19 protein-coding genes and 2 tRNA genes are annotated in these 14,773 nt (G+C 62.8%); 15 read left to right on the plus strand and 6 right to left on the minus strand.

The window, feature by feature from the left end:
• Nucleotides 1-170 precede the first annotated feature (170 nt).
• Entirely contained in the window at nucleotides 171-911 is a 741-nt protein-coding gene (locus tag P9217_RS07005; RefSeq protein WP_278086942.1) for a GGDEF domain-containing protein, read from the plus strand.
• 64 nt (nucleotides 912-975) lie between these two features.
• Here P9217_RS07005 and P9217_RS07010 read toward each other — a convergent pair whose 3' ends face one another.
• Nucleotides 976-2,451, minus strand: a complete 1,476-nt coding sequence (locus P9217_RS07010; RefSeq protein WP_278052766.1) for an NAD-dependent succinate-semialdehyde dehydrogenase — start codon at nucleotides 2,449-2,451, stop codon at nucleotides 976-978.
• A gap of 180 nt (nucleotides 2,452-2,631) precedes the next feature.
• Nucleotides 2,632-2,706 (minus strand) — tRNA-Thr (locus P9217_RS07015).
• Between the two features lie 224 nt (nucleotides 2,707-2,930).
• Here P9217_RS07015 and P9217_RS07020 point away from each other — a divergent pair.
• The 10 genes from P9217_RS07020 (at nucleotide 2,931) to P9217_RS07065 (ending at nucleotide 8,806) form a co-directional block, all read left to right on the plus strand.
• Complete coding sequence (locus tag P9217_RS07020) at nucleotides 2,931-3,107, plus strand: hypothetical protein (RefSeq protein WP_095782987.1); 177 nt, start codon at nucleotides 2,931-2,933, stop codon at nucleotides 3,105-3,107.
• A 142-nt stretch (nucleotides 3,108-3,249) separates the two neighbouring features.
• Nucleotides 3,250-4,542, plus strand: a complete 1,293-nt coding sequence (gene murA / locus P9217_RS07025; protein ID WP_278086336.1) for a UDP-N-acetylglucosamine 1-carboxyvinyltransferase — start codon at nucleotides 3,250-3,252, stop codon at nucleotides 4,540-4,542.
• A gap of 78 nt (nucleotides 4,543-4,620) precedes the next feature.
• Entirely contained in the window at nucleotides 4,621-5,052 is a 432-nt protein-coding gene (locus P9217_RS07030; RefSeq protein ID WP_067328564.1) for a DUF2948 family protein, read from the plus strand.
• Nucleotides 5,053-5,061: 9 nt separating this feature from the next.
• Nucleotides 5,062-6,354, plus strand: coding sequence for a histidinol dehydrogenase (gene hisD / locus P9217_RS07035; protein ID WP_278086335.1), 1,293 nt, complete (start codon nucleotides 5,062-5,064; stop codon nucleotides 6,352-6,354).
• A gap of 2 nt (nucleotides 6,355-6,356) precedes the next feature.
• Nucleotides 6,357-6,842 (plus strand): UPF0262 family protein, encoded by a 486-nt coding sequence (locus tag P9217_RS07040; protein ID WP_066993793.1) that lies wholly within the window; start codon nucleotides 6,357-6,359, stop codon nucleotides 6,840-6,842.
• Nucleotides 6,830-7,294 (plus strand): low molecular weight phosphatase family protein, encoded by a 465-nt coding sequence (locus P9217_RS07045; protein ID WP_278086941.1) that lies wholly within the window; start codon nucleotides 6,830-6,832, stop codon nucleotides 7,292-7,294. Before P9217_RS07040 ends, P9217_RS07045 begins: the two co-directional genes overlap by 13 nt.
• Before the next feature lie 196 nt (nucleotides 7,295-7,490).
• Nucleotides 7,491-7,709, plus strand: a complete 219-nt coding sequence (gene infA / locus P9217_RS07050; RefSeq protein ID WP_006200926.1) for a translation initiation factor IF-1 — start codon at nucleotides 7,491-7,493, stop codon at nucleotides 7,707-7,709.
• 19 nt (nucleotides 7,710-7,728) lie between these two features.
• On the plus strand, nucleotides 7,729-8,355 hold the full coding sequence (locus P9217_RS07055; protein WP_278086334.1) for a Maf-like protein: 627 nt from the start codon (nucleotides 7,729-7,731) through the stop codon (nucleotides 8,353-8,355).
• A complete protein-coding gene (yacG, locus tag P9217_RS07060) occupies nucleotides 8,352-8,573 on the plus strand; it encodes a DNA gyrase inhibitor YacG (RefSeq protein WP_278086333.1) in 222 nt (73 codons plus the stop codon). The genes P9217_RS07055 and yacG overlap by 4 nt, the downstream gene beginning before the upstream one ends.
• Nucleotides 8,574-8,730: 157 nt before the next feature.
• Nucleotides 8,731-8,806 (plus strand) — tRNA-Phe (locus tag P9217_RS07065).
• A gap of 151 nt (nucleotides 8,807-8,957) precedes the next feature.
• Here P9217_RS07065 and P9217_RS07070 read toward each other — a convergent pair.
• Both P9217_RS07070 and P9217_RS07075 read right to left on the minus strand, forming a co-directional pair.
• Nucleotides 8,958-9,164: a hypothetical protein gene (locus P9217_RS07070; protein WP_066993806.1), complete on the minus strand. Its 207-nt coding sequence runs from the start codon at nucleotides 9,162-9,164 to the stop codon at nucleotides 8,958-8,960.
• 377 nt (nucleotides 9,165-9,541) lie between these two features.
• Complete coding sequence (locus P9217_RS07075) at nucleotides 9,542-10,423, minus strand: hypothetical protein (RefSeq protein ID WP_127248491.1); 882 nt, start codon at nucleotides 10,421-10,423, stop codon at nucleotides 9,542-9,544.
• Nucleotides 10,424-10,576: 153 nt separating this feature from the next.
• Between P9217_RS07075 and P9217_RS07080 the strand changes: the two genes are divergently transcribed.
• Both P9217_RS07080 and xth read left to right on the plus strand, forming a co-directional pair.
• On the plus strand, nucleotides 10,577-10,786 hold the full coding sequence (locus P9217_RS07080) for a hypothetical protein (RefSeq protein ID WP_066993812.1): 210 nt from the start codon (nucleotides 10,577-10,579) through the stop codon (nucleotides 10,784-10,786).
• Between the two features lie 58 nt (nucleotides 10,787-10,844).
• The gene (gene xth / locus P9217_RS07085; protein ID WP_278086332.1) at nucleotides 10,845-11,633 is read left to right on the plus strand and encodes an exodeoxyribonuclease III; all 789 of its coding nucleotides are present in this window, start codon (nucleotides 10,845-10,847) and stop codon (nucleotides 11,631-11,633) included.
• A 28-nt stretch (nucleotides 11,634-11,661) separates the two neighbouring features.
• Here the strand turns inward: xth and P9217_RS07090 are convergent, their stop codons facing one another.
• The gene (locus P9217_RS07090) at nucleotides 11,662-11,949 is read right to left on the minus strand and encodes a hypothetical protein (RefSeq protein ID WP_066993818.1); all 288 of its coding nucleotides are present in this window, start codon (nucleotides 11,947-11,949) and stop codon (nucleotides 11,662-11,664) included.
• Nucleotides 11,930-12,280 (minus strand): DUF768 domain-containing protein, encoded by a 351-nt coding sequence (locus tag P9217_RS07095; protein WP_095777394.1) that lies wholly within the window; start codon nucleotides 12,278-12,280, stop codon nucleotides 11,930-11,932. The genes P9217_RS07090 and P9217_RS07095 overlap by 20 nt, the downstream gene beginning before the upstream one ends.
• A gap of 367 nt (nucleotides 12,281-12,647) precedes the next feature.
• On the opposite strand from P9217_RS07095, the gene P9217_RS07100 reads away from it, so the two are divergent.
• Both P9217_RS07100 and P9217_RS07105 read left to right on the plus strand, forming a co-directional pair.
• Nucleotides 12,648-13,898, plus strand: coding sequence for a phospholipase D-like domain-containing protein (locus P9217_RS07100; protein ID WP_245432959.1), 1,251 nt, complete (start codon nucleotides 12,648-12,650; stop codon nucleotides 13,896-13,898).
• 240 nt (nucleotides 13,899-14,138) lie between these two features.
• Nucleotides 14,139-14,543 carry a DUF982 domain-containing protein gene (locus tag P9217_RS07105; protein ID WP_095782978.1) on the plus strand — a complete coding sequence of 135 codons (405 nt, stop codon included), beginning with the start codon at nucleotides 14,139-14,141 and terminating at the stop codon, nucleotides 14,541-14,543.
• Nucleotides 14,544-14,773: the final 230 nt, after the last annotated feature.

Raw genomic sequence — 14,773 nt, forward strand, 5'->3', positions numbered from 1 at the left:
CTGACCCGTTTCAGCGACGAATCAGATCGAAGCGAGAACCGGGCCGCAGCCGCCGGCGCCATCCAGGGAGAAAGACACTGATTTCCTTCAAATTGTAGGCCACGCTGAAACGGAAATCGTAACACACCGCCTTTATGCCAATGCGTCCAACAGGAGATTGGCCAGTGAGTATGAAAACCGAGACCGCGCCGGCAGAGCCCTGGAAGCATGTCGTCTGGCTGACCCTGCTGGGCACCGCCGGCTGCGTCGGCCTGTCGCTCGGCCTCAACTATCTGCTGCTGCTCAGCGACGCGTTGACGCCGTTCGGCCGCAGCGTCATCACGGCCGCCCTTCTGCCCATTATCATCGGTCTGCCGCTTTTTGCCTTACTCGGCTGGAGAGAGGTCGAGATCCGCCGTTACCGGCAGGAGCTCACCAGATCCGGCACCTACGACCATCTGACCGGCTGCCTCAACGGGGCCGTGTTCACGTCGATGGTCGACAGGCGAGCCGCCAGACCGGCCGGGCCGCGCTCCGGCGCTTTTCTCGTCATCCATCCGGAGCATCTTTCGGCGATCAATTTGCGCTTCGGCCTCGAATGGGGCGACGAAGCCTTGCGGCTGATCGCCACCGCCATCAGGTCCTCGGTGCGCAAGGAGGATCTGATCGGCCGCATCGGAACGGCGATGTTCGGTATTTTCCTCGCGGGCGCGACCGAGGAGGACGCCAAAGAGGTCGGCAAGCGCGTCCGGGAAGCGGTCGGCCAGATCTATTTCGCGCCGAAAGGCGACAAGGACGTGCTCGCCATCCGCGTCGGCGGCGTCGTCTTCGAGCATGAATTGGCTTTCGAAGACATGTTCCGCTCGGCCGAGGAAGGGTTGTCCGAGTTGCAGGACGAGACCGGCTTTCACCTGTCCCATTTCAACAACTGAGCGGCGCAACCAGCAGCCAAACCGCCGACAACCTGGCGCGAGCTGCGGTTCAAATCTCTGCGTCTCAGATGCCGCCCATGCAGAGGTATTTCATCTCAAGATAATTCTCGAGGCCGTGGCGGGACCCCTCCCGCCCGATGCCGGACTGCTTGACGCCACCGAAGGGTGCCGCTTCCGACGACATGCGCCCGGTGTTGATGCCGACCATGCCGTATTCCAGAGCCTCCGCCACACGCCAGACGCGCTTCAGGTTGGACGCATAGAAATAGGCGGCGAGGCCATAGATCGTGTCGTTGGCCTCACGCACGACCTGATCGGCATCCTCGAAACGGATGACGGGGGCCAACGGCCCGAATGTCTCCTCCTGCGCCACCGTCATCGCGCTGGAGACGTCGGTAAGGACCGTCGGCTGGAAAAACGTGCCGTCCCTGGCAATCCGGCCTCCGCCGCACCGGATCGCGCCGCCCTTTGCCACGGCATCGGCGATGTGGGATTCGATCTTGGCGAGCGCCCGCCTGTCGATCAGCGGGCCGATGGCGACGCCGGGATCGAAACCGTCACCGACCTGAAGCTCGCCGACCCGCCGGACGAATTTGTCGACGAACTCATCGTGAACGTCCGACTGGACGTAAAGTCGGTTCGCCGAAACGCAAGTCTGGCCGGCATTGCGGAACTTCGCCTGGACCGCCCCGTCCACGGCGGCATCGATGTCGGCGTCGTCGAAGACGATGAAAGGCGCATTGCCGCCCAGCTCGAGACTGACCTTCTTGATCTGGTCCGAGCACTGGCGCATGAGCAGGCGTCCGACCTCGGTCGAGCCGGTAAAACTGATCTTGCGCACTTTGGGATTGTGGCAGAGCTCGCGCCCCACCGCGGCACCCTCCGAGGCATAGATGAGATTCACGACACCATCGGGAAAGCCGGCCTCGGCGGCGAGCGCGAACATGGCGCCTGCGACAAGCGGCGTCTGTTCGGCAGGCTTAAGCACAATGGCGCAGCCCGCCGCCAGCGCCGGTGAGATCTTGCGCGCCACCATCGATGCGGGAAAGTTCCATGGTGTGATCGTGCCGACGACGCCGATCGGCTGCTTGATAACCAGCATGCGGCGGTCCGTCGACGGTGCCGAGATCGTCTCGCCATAGATGCGATTGGCCTCCTCGGCATACCATTGCAGATACGCCGCCGCATGCGAGACTTCCGATCTGGCTTCGGCGAGCGGCTTGCCCATCTCCGCGGTGAGGATCGCCGCGAGATCGTCGGTGTGGGTGACGATCAGTTGATGCCACTGCCACAGCAATTCGCTGCGCTCCCGGGCGGTCAGCCCCGCCCATTCGGCCTGTGCGGCATAGGCCTTGTCGATCGCGGCGCGCGTCTCCGCAATCCCCATGTCGGGAAGTTCCGCCAGCAATTCGCCCGTCGATGGATTGAAGACCTCGAACGTGCTCCCGCCAACCGGCGTGCCAAGCGCCGGCACACGGTCGATCGCGCCGAACAGGTCAGGCGATTTCAGGTGGCGCATGATCGGCAGGCATAGGGGCAATACCGGTCTCCTCCTTCAACGAGCTGACATTTGAGAAGGTCAAGATGTATTCCGCACGTCTGCGCCTGTCATAGGGCCTGGGAAGGACGGCGGTAGACCCACCTGTGACAACTGGCTTCCTCGAACCATCGGCAGGAATGAGAGCTCGACCAAGGGAGAGGAGGTGCCCCGAAAGCGGGCTGGTGCTGCGAGAGAGGATTGAACTCTCGACCTCTCCCTTACCAAGGGAGTGCTCTACCACTGAGCTACCGCAGCCTGCGATGGCGGCGCTTCTGCCATAACGAACCGGCAAGCGCAAGGCCAAGAAAACCTTAAAACGACGCATGCCTTCGTGCGAAATCGCTGCGCGGTTTTCCCGCGGCATGTGTCGAATGCCGCGGCTGTGGAAGCCGCTTGCGAGCAGGCTTCGATGACATGGCGGCGCCACAATGTTAACTATGCCTGAACCACAGCCGGCTATCCGCCGGCGAGGACCGGCGATGAACGACAAGGCAAATCCGCCGAAAAAACGCGATGGCGAGCGCAAGGACCGGCTGGCCGAGGCGCTGCGTGCCAACCTGCAGAAGCGCAAGGCGCAGGCCCGTTCGCGGCGGGATGGCAATCCTGATGATCGGCCGGAAGGATTGCCGACTGCTGGAAAAATGCACAAGGACTAACCGAAATCAGCCACACTGGCCGATCACACTCGGTCCACAGATGGGGAAATCCTATTTCTTGAACCGCACCGGCCGATAGTCTAGAGCCGGATATACTCAACCGATTGAAACCGGCCCGTCCGGGCCGAGGGGACGTTCTTTCATGGATCGCATCAGAATTGTCGGCGGCAATAAGCTTGCCGGAAGCATTCCGATTTCGGGCGCCAAGAACGCGGCGCTGCCGCTGATGATCGCCTCGCTGCTCACCGACGACACGCTGACGCTCGAAAACGTGCCGCATCTGGCCGATGTCGAGCAACTGATCCGCATCCTCGGCAATCACGGCGTCGACTATTCCGTCAACGGCCGGCGCGAGAAGCAGCAGGAGGGCTATTCGCGCACCATCAATTTCTCCGCCCGCAACATCGTCGACACCACCGCGCCCTACGAGCTGGTGTCCAAGATGCGCGCCTCCTTCTGGGTTATCGGCCCGCTGCTTGCCCGCATGGGTGAGGCCAAGGTGTCGCTGCCGGGCGGCTGCGCCATCGGCACGCGCCCGGTCGACCTCTTCCTCGAAGGCCTGCAGGCGCTGGACGCCGAGCTCGACGTCGACAACGGCTATGTCGTCGCCAAAACCAAGAACGGTCGTCTCCACGGCAACCGCTACGTGTTCCCGAAAGTGTCGGTCGGCGCCACCCATGTGCTGATGATGGCGGCTTCGCTCGCCAAGGGCGAGACGGTACTCGAAAACGCCGCCCGCGAGCCGGAAATCGTCAATCTCGCCGAATGCCTGATCGCCATGGGCGCCAAGATCCACGGCGCCGGCACCTCCACCATCACCATCGAGGGCGTCGAGGCGCTGTCGGGGGCGCGCGTGCGCGTCATTCCCGATCGCATCGAGACCGGAACCTATGCCATGGCGGTGGCGATGACCGGCGGCGACGTGGTGCTGGAAGGCGCGCGCCCCGACCTGTTGCAGAGCGCGCTCGACGTCATTGCCGAGACCGGCGCCGAGATCACGCCGACCAATGCCGGCATCCGCGTCAAGCGCAACGGCACCTGCATCGCACCGGTGGATGTGACGACCGCGCCCTTCCCCGCCTTCCCGACCGACCTGCAGGCGCAGTTCATGGGCCTGATGACGATGGCGAAGGGCAAGTCGCGCATCACCGAGACGATCTTCGAGAACCGCTTCATGCATGTGCAGGAGCTTGCCCGCCTCGGCGCCCACATTACGCTGTCCGGCCAGACGGCGATCGTCGACGGCGTCGCCAAGCTGAAGGGCGCGCCGGTCATGGCGACCGACCTGCGCGCCTCGGTGTCGCTGGTCATCGCAGGCCTTGCCGCCGAAGGCGAAACCACCGTCAACCGGGTCTACCACCTCGACCGCGGTTTCGAGCGCCTGGAGGAGAAGCTTTCCGGCTGCGGCGCGGTGATCGAGCGGATTTCGGGCTGACAAAGCGCCTCGGTTGCGCAGAGCGGAAAGACCGCATAACAGAAGATTGACTAATCAACCTTCAGGTTTGCATTCCGCATGGCCCTCAAGCTCATCGCGCTCGACGACCAGGATCTGAGCATCATCTCGGCCCACGTCCAGGACGCCGTGATGAAGGTCTCCGACCTCGAATACCTGCCGGCGGCCAAACGTTTCGTGCTGACCATGAACCGCTTCGTCTGGGAGGCGAGGTCCGGCTTCTTCCGCCAGCACAATGAACGGCGCCAGAGCGTGCTGCATTTCGACCGCGTGCTGGGCGCCAAGACCAGCGGCATCGCCCGCGACAAGCCGGCGGAGATACTGTCGCTGCTGGCGGTCAGCTTCGTCGCATTCAGCAAGCCGGCCGGCATCATCGAGCTGGTTTTTTCCGGAGGCGGCACGATCATGCTCGACGTCGAGTGCATCGAGGCGCGGCTCGCCGATGTCGGCGGCTCCTGGGAAGCCACCTCGCGCCCGGTTCACAGGACCTGAGCACCGACGATGGCCATCACGCTTAGCCAAACCGACGCCGATTTCGAGCTGCGTTTTTCGGCATTCCTCACCACCAAGCGCGAGGTGTCGGCCGACGTCGAAGCCGTGGTGCGCGACATCGTCGCGCGCGTGCGCGCCGAAGGCGACAAGGCGCTCATCGACTACACGCTGAAATTCGACAAGGCCGATCTCAGCAGGCTCGGCATCGCCGTCTCCAGGGCCCACATCGAAAAGGCATACGCTGCGGCCGATCCAGCCACAGTCGCGGCGCTCGAATTCGCACGCGACCGCATCCGCTCCCATCACGAGCGGCAGAAGCCGAAGGACGACCGCTACACGGACGGGGCCGGCGTCGAGCTCGGCTCGCGCTGGAGCGCGATCGAAGCCGTGGGGCTCTATGTGCCCGGCGGCACAGCGAGCTATCCGAGCTCGGTGCTGATGAATGCCGTGCCGGCCAAAGTCGCCGGTGTCGAGCGCATCGTGATCGTGGTGCCGGCCTCTGGCGGCGTCATCAATCCGCTGGTTCTGGTCGCGGCCGACCTTGCCGGCGTTTCCGAGATCTACCGCGTCGGCGGCGCGCAAGCCGTCGCCGCGCTCGCCTATGGCACCGAGACGATCCGGCCGGTCGCCAAGATCGTCGGGCCGGGCAATGCCTATGTCGCGGCAGCCAAGCGCCAGGTGTTCGGCAGCGTCGGCATCGACATGATCGCCGGGCCGTCGGAAGTGCTGGTCGTGGCAGATGCGGACAACGATCCGGACTGGATCGCCGCCGATCTGCTGGCGCAAGCCGAGCACGACGCGTCGGCGCAGTCGATCCTGATCACCGACAATGCCGCATTCGGCACGGCGGTGGAGCAGGCGGTCGAGCGCCAGTTGAAGAGCCTGCCGCGCGCCGCGACGGCCGCGGCGAGCTGGCGCGATTTCGGCGCCGTGATCCTGGTGCCGACGATCGAGGCTTCGCTGCCGCTGGTCGACCGCATCGCGGCCGAGCATGTCGAGCTCGCCTTCGACGACGCCGAGAACTTCCTCGCTGGGATGCGCAATGCCGGTGCCGTCTTCCTCGGCCGCCACACGCCGGAAGTCATCGGCGATTATGTCGGCGGCTCCAACCACGTGCTGCCGACCGCGCGCTCGGCGCGCTTCTCGTCTGGTTTGTCCGTGCTCGATTTCGTCAAGCGCACCTCGATCCTGAAGCTCGGCCCGGAGCAGCTCAAGGCGCTGGCGCCGGCGGCGATCGCGCTCGCCAAGGCGGAAGGGCTCGACGCCCACGCACGATCGGTGGCGATCAGGCTGAACATGTAGCGATGTCCGGCCACCACCAAAACCGCGACAGGCTGATCGACGTCGAGCTCGACGAATCGATCGGGCGTTCGACGCCCGATGTCGAGCATGAGCGGGCAGTGGCGATCTTCGACCTGATCGAGGAAAACAGTTTCCGGCCGGTCAACGACGATGGCGCCGGCCCATACAGGCTGAAGCTGTCGCTGGCCGAGTCGCGCCTGGTGTTCGCCGTCAGCCGCCAGAATGGCGCCGATGTGGTTACCCACATCCTGTCGCTGACGCCGCTTAGGCGCATCGTCAAGGATTACTATCTGATCTGCGAAAGCTATTATGAGGCGATCCGCTCCTCCACGCCCAGCCATATCGAGGCAATCGACATGGGCCGCCGCGGCCTGCACAATGAGGGCTCGCAAACACTGATGGACCGGCTCGCCGGCAAGATCGAGATCGACTTCGACACGGCGCGCCGGTTGTTCACGCTCGTCTGCGTGCTGCACTGGCGGGGGTAGTCCTGGCCGCGCTGCCGCATTCGATTCTTTTTGTGTGCGGCATGAATGCCGTGCGCTCGCCGATGGCCGAGCAACTGGCGCGGCGGATGCTGCCCGCCACCACTTTCGTCGCCTCGGCCGGCGTGCGCAGCGGCGAGCGCGACCCCTTCGTCGATGCCGTGCTTGCCGACGAGGGTCTCACGCTCGGCGAGCGGCAGCCGAGGACGCTGGACGAGCTGGAAGACGATTATTTCGACCTGATCGTTACGCTGGCGCCGGAAGCGCATCACGCCGCGCTCGAGCTTACCCGCTCGCTCGCCGTCGAGGTCGAGTACTGGCCGATGCCGGACCCGACCGACACCGGTGGCACGCGCGAGCATATCATGGCCGCCTATTGCGATGTGCGAGAGCGGCTGAAGACGCGCATAAGCCGGCGTTTCTTGCTTCCGGAAGCAAAAAACGCGACGGATTAAGCATGTTCACAAGCGGGCGATTATCATATAGGTTCCGCCGCAAATTCCGGCTGGAGTCGGACGAGTTCAGGTCTGTTCGACCTGAAATCGTCCGGCTCCAGATCAAGAGTAGAGCATGATGTCGTCCGAAAACCGCTTCACACTTTGCGGCATCATGCTCTAGGCCCCGGAACCGCCATCCAAGCAAAGGTATCGAATGCCGAAGGAAGAAGTCCTCGAATTTCCGGGCGTGGTCACGGAACTGCTGCCCAATGCGATGTTCCGGGTGAAGCTCGAAAACGAGCACGAAATCATCGCCCACACGGCCGGCCGCATGCGCAAGAACCGCATCCGCGTGCTGACCGGCGACAAGGTCCTGGTCGAAATGACGCCTTACGACCTGACCAAGGGCCGCATCACCTACCGCTTCAAGTAACAATTCGGCGCGAACCGCGATGAGCATTCTGCAGAAGCTCGTGCTTGCCTCGGGTTCGCCGCGTCGCATCGAGCTGTTGCAGCAGGCCGGCATCGAACCGGCCCGGGTGCTGCCCGCCAATGTCGACGAGACGCCGCTGCGCGCCGAGCATCCGCGCTCGCTGGCGAAGCGCCTTTCCAAGGACAAGGCCGAGAAGGCGTTCGCCTCGCTGAAAAGCGAGGAAGACTATGCGCCGGCCTTCATCCTGGCCGCCGACACGGTGGTGGCTGTGGGACGGCGCATCCTGCCCAAGGCCGAGACGATCGACGACGCGGTGAACTGCCTCGGCCTGCTTTCCGGCCGCTCGCACCGGGTCTATTCCGGCATCTGCCTGATCACACCGGGCGGCAAGCTCAGGCAGCGGCTGGTGGAGACCAGGGTGCGCTTCAAGCGACTGCCGCGCGAGGAGATCGACGCCTATGTCGCGTCAGGGGAATGGCGCGGCAAGGCCGGCGGCTATGCCGTGCAGGGCCTCGCCGGCTCCTTCGTCGTCAAGCTGGTCGGCTCCTACACCAATGTGGTCGGCCTGCCGCTCTACGAAAGTATCGCACTGCTGTCCGGCGAGGGCTTCAAGCCGCACAAGAACTGGCACGTCGCGCGGCCATGACCCCGGACGAAAAGGTCACGCCGCTGAGGCCGAAGCGCCCCTGCCCCGAATGCGGCAAGCCTTCGGTGCGGGAGCACTATCCGTTTTGCTCGACACGCTGCAAGGACATCGACCTCAATCGCTGGCTGAAAGGCGCCTACGTCATTCCCGGCCGCGACGACGAAGAGGAAGAAGACGGAGGCCCCAAGCAAGGCCCTTCGTCCACAGACGAGCAGTGAAGGCCGGTAGCAATACGCCGTTTCCCGGCGATTTTTCTTTATCAACACCTAAGCGCTGGACAGGGCGAATTCCCGTGCTATAACCCACGCGCTTTCGAGGGGGGCGCCACCCGGCGCTTCCGTGAAACCCGGCGGACGAGCCCGTCAGCCGGCGCAGGCCCAGATAGCTCAGTTGGTAGAGCAGCGGACTGAAAATCCGCGTGTCGGTGGTTCGAATCCGCCTCTGGGCACCATCACCCTCTTCTCCCCGCATTCGCTTTCGCCGAAGCTTCTACGCTGCAGCAAGCAGCTGGTGTTGGCGATCTTTTTGCTAGCGATGGCGCAATTTGGCGGGATTAGGAGCGCTGCGCTGGAGCTGTTACGGCTGCACGCTTGCCAGCCGGTTTAGCCGTGCCCAGGTTCTTCGAGCTTTTCCAGTCTCGCGGACAGCCGGTCAAGGTCAGTTGTGCCCTGGCCGAAAAGGCTCATGGCCCTCATGGCGACCAACTGGCGGTCTTCCTCGCTCTCAAGTCCATGCCTTGAACAATAGCGATGGACAGCTTTTGAGAGGATTTCAAGTTGGGTGGAATCCAAAACACCATGCAGGGACATGCGTGCCTCCTAGCCAGGGGCGAAAGCACGATACCGCTTTCAAGCGTCCGCTTGCCTCACTACTCGGTACGAACGACAAAGGGGTGATACGCCTCTCCGGCAAGTCGCGCGCTAACAAATGAGGCCGTGATGAAAATCGCGCCTGAGCGGTTACGTCTTCTTGAGAAGGCGCGCCTGCCGAAGAAGCGAAGCTGCGTCGATGCTGATCAAGTCGATGAGCTCGCGTGCTTGGCTGCGGGGATGCCGGTCCCGCGGGGCTGAAATCGCACCCGAAATTCCTTTTCGGCCTGTGACATTCCACCTGAACGTCGGGTACGCGAGCCTTGGCGGCGGCCCGTCTCGCTTGTCATGTGACAGCCATCAAAGACCCAAGAATATCAATCGGCACTTCGCGAACGTTTTCTCCGCTCCAGGCTTTTCGCCTTTCGGCGAGCGATTCTGAGTTCGCCAAGCGTCGGCCGCCACCACCCTCTCGATCGTTCCGCTGATCCGGCAGGACGCCGCGCCGGCCATGTCTTGATCAGTTCAGCCAAGGTCGGCGGCCGCCACCTCGCCCAAACGGCGCCGAAGCCGGTCTCCATCGACTGTGGGTAGAACGGCGCCAGCTCAGAGGGGTCGGCGAGCTCGCCTGAAATCCCGGTGAAGACAACAACGTCATATTGCACCGTCGCCACGGCGCGACCGAGCGGAGGCAGGTCTTCGGCTGGAACCGGATAGCGCCGGCGCCTGCGTTCGGCATGGCGCAGCCTGGCGGCCTTGTGCTCATCGGAGTGTTTACCAGCCTCCCGCCGGCGTTTCCTCTCCTCCGGCTCGGCGCGCTGGGCGGCTCTTTCGATGCTTGGCCAACGGCGCCGCAGCTCCTCATAAGCGCGAAAAGGCACCCGCCAGACCCGCAGTTCGTCGTCCCAACTCGCCCATGGAACCGCTCGCAGTTCCTCCAGCACGGTCTTCGAATAAGGCGTGCGAATGCGCAGGTCGTCCGCGACTTCCAGATAGTGGCTCGACAGTGGATCGAAGGCGAAGGCATCCCGCCCCTTACTGTCGTCATGGGCTGCGCGAGCCGCTGTCTCCTGTGCCAGCCAGCGCTCGATCCGCCGCGCCGCCGTTTTTCCGGGCACGAACCAGCTCCTGAGCTCGTCGCTCCACCTCGCGCGCGGAAACGCAAGCTGGAACCGCTCAACTGCCGCTCGATCGTACGGGAAGCGCGCTTCGGCACCACGAGGCTTCTGCGGTTCAAAATGGGCTTCGGATTTTTCCATCGGATTGCGCTCGCTAGCTCTGCTCGCAAGGAACGCCGCGCAAGTTCCTTGGGTTCAAGCCACACAGCCGAGACAAGCCGAACTGCTCGAGGAACCGCGAGCGGAAACCTTCCCGGCATTCGACGGTTAATCCGGATCAGGAGAGGTCAGCCCATGGCGAGACGACGTGATGCAGATGAAACAGCGGCGAGCCGGCCCAGAAGGCCACGTTCGCGCCCGCTGAAAGGCGAAGAAACGGAAGTGAACCATATCGTGGAAACGCAAAACATCTCGCCGGCCCAGGCGCGGGAGCTGGTGCGGCGTCACGGAAACGATTGGCGCAAGATCGATGAGGCCGCCAAATCCTACAAGAAAGACAGCTAGTATTCCAAACCAAGTATCGGGGTGACTGCCCGGAGAGATCATCGGCCAAGATAACCGGATGACCAGGATCGCTACTTTCAACGTAAATGGCGTCAATGGGCGATTGCCGGTCCTCCTGAAATGGCTTGGCGAAACCGGCTATGACATCGTCTGCCTGCAGGAGCTCAAGACATCCGATGAGAAGTTCCCTGCCGAGGCGATCCGGCAGGCTGGTTACTGCGCCGTCTGGCATGGGCCGAAATCTTACAACGGCGTAGCGATTCTGGCCCGTGGGAAACAGCCGCAGGAGCGCAGGCGCGGACTGCCAGGCGACCCGGACGATACGCACAGCCGCTACATCGAGGCCGAGGTGGATGGGCTGGTGATCGGCTGCATCTATCTGCCGAACGGCAATCCCGCGCCTGGACCTAAATTCGATTACAAGCTCGCGTGGTTCCAGCGTTTGATCAGCTATTCCCAGACCCTGCTTAAAGAGGAAACGGTCCTGTGCGGCGATTACAACGTGGTGCCAACCCCGATTGATGCGGTGGTGCCGGCGCGCTGGTTGGGCGATGCAGTGTTTTTCCCGCAGAGTCGTGACGCTTACGCCGATTTGCTGAAGATGGGCTGGATGGATGCGGTTCGGCAGATCCATCCCGAGAAGGGGGTCTACACCTACTGGAACTTCTCCTACCGGGGCGGTTATGACCGGAGCTCCGGCCTGCGAATGGACCATCTCCTGATCAGTCCGGCACTTTCAAACCGGCTGCGAGGGGCGGGCGTCGATGCTGCGGTAAGAGCTTTGGAAAGGCCAAGCGATCATGCCCCGGCGTGGATCGAGCTGACCTGGCCTGGAAAGCTCGACTGAGGTTCCGATGGCCTGCCCAGGAGCGGCATCAGCCCGAGCGTATCACGCCGGGCTCATCGGTCTGTTCGTGGGCTTGTCCGACAGCTTGGGGCGCGGCCACAAGGTCCTGGAATCCGATCGTGGCGACCAGATACCCCGCTTCGTCGTAGATTCTCGTAACCCACGATGTCGGGTCGACGCCTTCGACAATCCCATCGAGCATCGCCTCCTTAGCCGCGCGTTTCGCCTCGGCCTTGGCGGCATCCAAATTTTCCATGTCGACCTGGATGGCCGGCTGCGCCGTACTTTCGATGAACTCAAAACGGAACTTCGGCATTGGTTTCTCCATTCGGCGCCGCCGGGAGCGGATCGGGCGGGCTCTCAATCTTGCCGTTGCTGGAAGTTTCGTCTCCGAGCACTGTTTCCGCGATGTATTGCTTGAGATCGCCGACTTCGTCGCCGATATCCTCAGCCAGTATTCCCAGGCCTTCGGCATCGGCGATGCATTGTTCGGCGAGCTTCTCGGCGGCGATTTCGGCCGGGATTGCAGCTGCGGCTTCCGCCTTGTGCTCGTCGATCCATTCCCCGACGAAATGTGCGGTCTTGTTCACGATGATATCCGGTTCCTGAGCGGAAACCGTGTCAGCGTCAGTTGGCTTCGTGTCCATGTCTAAACCCGCCCTCTAGGATCCTTCTTCAACGCCGATTGCCTGCGAAGGATGCAGGCGTTGGTCGAAAGTTGTTATAGCTTCAGGCTTGCACTTCAGACTCCCGGCTCAAGGCTGGAACCTGCGTCAGGATCAACAGTTCTTGAGCATGGCAAATCACCCGATAACGAGTTTCCTCACCTCAATCGGCACTTTTGCGTCCCGTCCCGCCGCATTCCTGGTGCTGCTGGCCTACGCAGCACTGTGTGTCGTTTTCGATCGGCAAAGTCTGAATTGGTATGGGGCGGCCACCCTGGCGCCTCCAGCGGGCGCGTGAAAGGTGAGATTTGGTCGGAACCGGCGGAGGCTGCTCAGCAGCCTCAAGTATTTGGCCGTCGCGCTTGTCGCCAGTCTGGTCACGCTGCTCGCGATCAACTTGATCCCCGAGACCCGTGTCATCCGCACCATCGTGCCGCACCGTTTCGATGCGGCAGATCCGCAATTCGCAAGGAGCATGAGCAGCTATTCGCAGGGGCAGATGTTCGAGGCGAACGCCGTGCAGACCCTCGTCAACGGCGACGAGATTTTTCCCGCCATGCTGCAAGCGATCCGTTCGGCCCGAAAGACCATCAACATGGAAACCTACATCTATTGGTCGGGCTCGGTCGGCTACGAGTTCGCCACGTCTTTGGCTGCGAAAGCCCGAGAGGGTGTCGAAGTGCGCGTGCTCGTCGATTGGCTTGGCAGTCTTCCCTTCGATGAGAAGCTGATCCAAATCATGACGAGTGCTGGCGTTCGGTTCGAGCGCTATCGGCCGATCCACTGGTACACGCTCGACCGCGTCAACAACCGGACGCATCGCAAGCTGCTCATTGTGGACGGGCGGGTCGCCTTCACAGGCGGGGTCGGCATCGCGGACAACTGGCTGGGAGATGCGCGCAACCCCAATGAGTGGCGCGACACGCACTACCAGATCGAAGGGCCTGCTGTGCCCGGGTTCCAGGCGGCCTTCGCCGAGAACTGGCTGGAAACAGTGGGCGAGACGTTGCAGGGCGAGAACTTCTACCTGCCGCCCGAAGCCGCGGGTGCGCTCCGTGCCCAGCTGATCCTTTCTTCGCAGCCGAACGGCTCCGAAAACATGGAGCTGATGATGCTGGCCGCCATAGCCGCGGCCAAAGACCACCTGCGCATCGGCATGGCCTATTTCCTCCCGGACGACATCGCCCTGCAGCAGATATTGGACGCCAGAAAAAGAGGCGTCGCCGTCGATGTGATCGTTCCCAATTCCCTGACGGATGTTCCGATCGTCCGCAAAGCTTCGCGCTATTTCTGGGGCAAATTGCTCGAGGCCGGGGTGCGGATCTACGAGTTTCAGCCCACGATGTATCACCCCAAACTGCTGATCGTGGACGACGTCTGGGCGAGCTTCGGTTCCACCAACCTGGACCAGCGGTCTTTGCGTTTGAACGATGAGGCCACGCTCAACGTCTATGGCAAGGAATTCGCACGAACGCAGATCGACTTGTTCAACGAAGATCTGAAGCGCTCGAGGCAGATCAGCCTTGCCGAATGGAGATCGCGTCCCATGCGCGAAAAGTTCACCGATTGGCTGGCCAGCACGCTCCACGCGCAGCTCTAGTCAGCCCATGGAGCCGAACGCAAACACCAGCCGCTGCTTGTCTCTTCGGCCGCCCGTCACCCAGATCGGCGGAGTTGCCAACCCACCCCAGGTGAGCCAGGGTCGGCCGCCACGGGGCGGCTCTTGACGCCGAAAATCGCGCTTCCAATATTTCACCTCAGCGCCGCCGGCACATGCCCAACACCTTGCTGAGCATCTGTTTGGCCTGCCGGCGATTGGCGCATCAAGCGGAGGAAGGTCATGGGCCCAAATGTCTTCGGGGAGCCCGTTGGGCGTGCTTTGATTTCTCGGCAAAGCGACAACTATGGTCACGACCACGGCGCGGCAGAACCAGGCGCGATGAGCACTGATGTGTTCGCTGAACCTGTCCTTGTTGATGACGTGCCATTTGGCGTGAGGAAAATCCGTTGCGCGATGGACGCCATCGAATTCCTGGAGGAGTGGCCGTTCGAGAAGCGGTGCCGCCTGCACGGTTTGGCCAGCGACGCTTGCTGCGCGGCATATGATGGCCGCGGGCCGGTCGCCGCGGCCAGGAAAGTGTTCGTCAGCTGGGCGATCCAGACCGGGATTTGCGCGAGCGCGCCTTGCCTCGAGCTCGACGCCGCCGAGGCAGCGGATCAAGTCACAGGCAGTGGCACGTCCTGATGAGGAAGAACACGCCGATCCCATAGGGAAGCAACAAAAGCAGCAGGGCCAGCCAGTAACCGGGCTGTGCGATCGGCGCGAAATCTGAACGAAGCTGCTCCATTGCCCGTCCAACGCAGGGCGGCACAGCTGGTTCCTCTACTGCACATGTCGCAAGACCAAGCAGCCGCGTACCTCCTGCTGTTGACGGCTGCAGCAATCGAGGAACGCTGGCCGCCTCCCAGGAGCGG

The sequence above is a fragment of the Mesorhizobium sp. WSM4989 genome (genome assembly GCF_029625795.1).
In the GTDB taxonomy this organism is placed as follows: Bacteria; Pseudomonadota; Alphaproteobacteria; order Rhizobiales; family Rhizobiaceae; genus Mesorhizobium.

What these genes read in the sequence shown, in the direction of transcription:
- P9217_RS07080 (WP_066993812.1), top strand. Translation starts at nt 10,577, where the DNA reads ATGGCGAGACGACGTGATGCAGATGAAACAGCGGCGAGCCGGCCCAGA.
- P9217_RS07090 (WP_066993818.1), bottom strand. Translation starts at nt 11,949, where the DNA reads ATGCCGAAGTTCCGTTTTGAGTTCATCGAAAGTACGGCGCAGCCGGCC.
- P9217_RS07055 (WP_278086334.1), top strand. Translation starts at nt 7,729, where the DNA reads ATGAGCATTCTGCAGAAGCTCGTGCTTGCCTCGGGTTCGCCGCGTCGC.
- P9217_RS07095 (WP_095777394.1), bottom strand. Translation starts at nt 12,280, where the DNA reads ATGGACACGAAGCCAACTGACGCTGACACGGTTTCCGCTCAGGAACCG.
- P9217_RS07020 (WP_095782987.1), top strand. Translation starts at nt 2,931, where the DNA reads ATGAACGACAAGGCAAATCCGCCGAAAAAACGCGATGGCGAGCGCAAG.
- P9217_RS07070 (WP_066993806.1), bottom strand. Translation starts at nt 9,164, where the DNA reads ATGTCCCTGCATGGTGTTTTGGATTCCACCCAACTTGAAATCCTCTCA.
- P9217_RS07105 (WP_095782978.1), top strand. Translation starts at nt 14,139, where the DNA reads ATGGGCCCAAATGTCTTCGGGGAGCCCGTTGGGCGTGCTTTGATTTCT.
- xth (WP_278086332.1), top strand. Translation starts at nt 10,845, where the DNA reads ATGACCAGGATCGCTACTTTCAACGTAAATGGCGTCAATGGGCGATTG.
- P9217_RS07040 (WP_066993793.1), top strand. Translation starts at nt 6,357, where the DNA reads ATGTCCGGCCACCACCAAAACCGCGACAGGCTGATCGACGTCGAGCTC.
- P9217_RS07030 (WP_067328564.1), top strand. Translation starts at nt 4,621, where the DNA reads ATGGCCCTCAAGCTCATCGCGCTCGACGACCAGGATCTGAGCATCATC.
- yacG (WP_278086333.1), top strand. Translation starts at nt 8,352, where the DNA reads ATGACCCCGGACGAAAAGGTCACGCCGCTGAGGCCGAAGCGCCCCTGC.
- hisD (WP_278086335.1), top strand. Translation starts at nt 5,062, where the DNA reads ATGGCCATCACGCTTAGCCAAACCGACGCCGATTTCGAGCTGCGTTTT.
- murA (WP_278086336.1), top strand. Translation starts at nt 3,250, where the DNA reads ATGGATCGCATCAGAATTGTCGGCGGCAATAAGCTTGCCGGAAGCATT.
- infA (WP_006200926.1), top strand. Translation starts at nt 7,491, where the DNA reads ATGCCGAAGGAAGAAGTCCTCGAATTTCCGGGCGTGGTCACGGAACTG.
- P9217_RS07075 (WP_127248491.1), bottom strand. Translation starts at nt 10,423, where the DNA reads ATGGAAAAATCCGAAGCCCATTTTGAACCGCAGAAGCCTCGTGGTGCC.
- P9217_RS07005 (WP_278086942.1), top strand. Translation starts at nt 171, where the DNA reads ATGAAAACCGAGACCGCGCCGGCAGAGCCCTGGAAGCATGTCGTCTGG.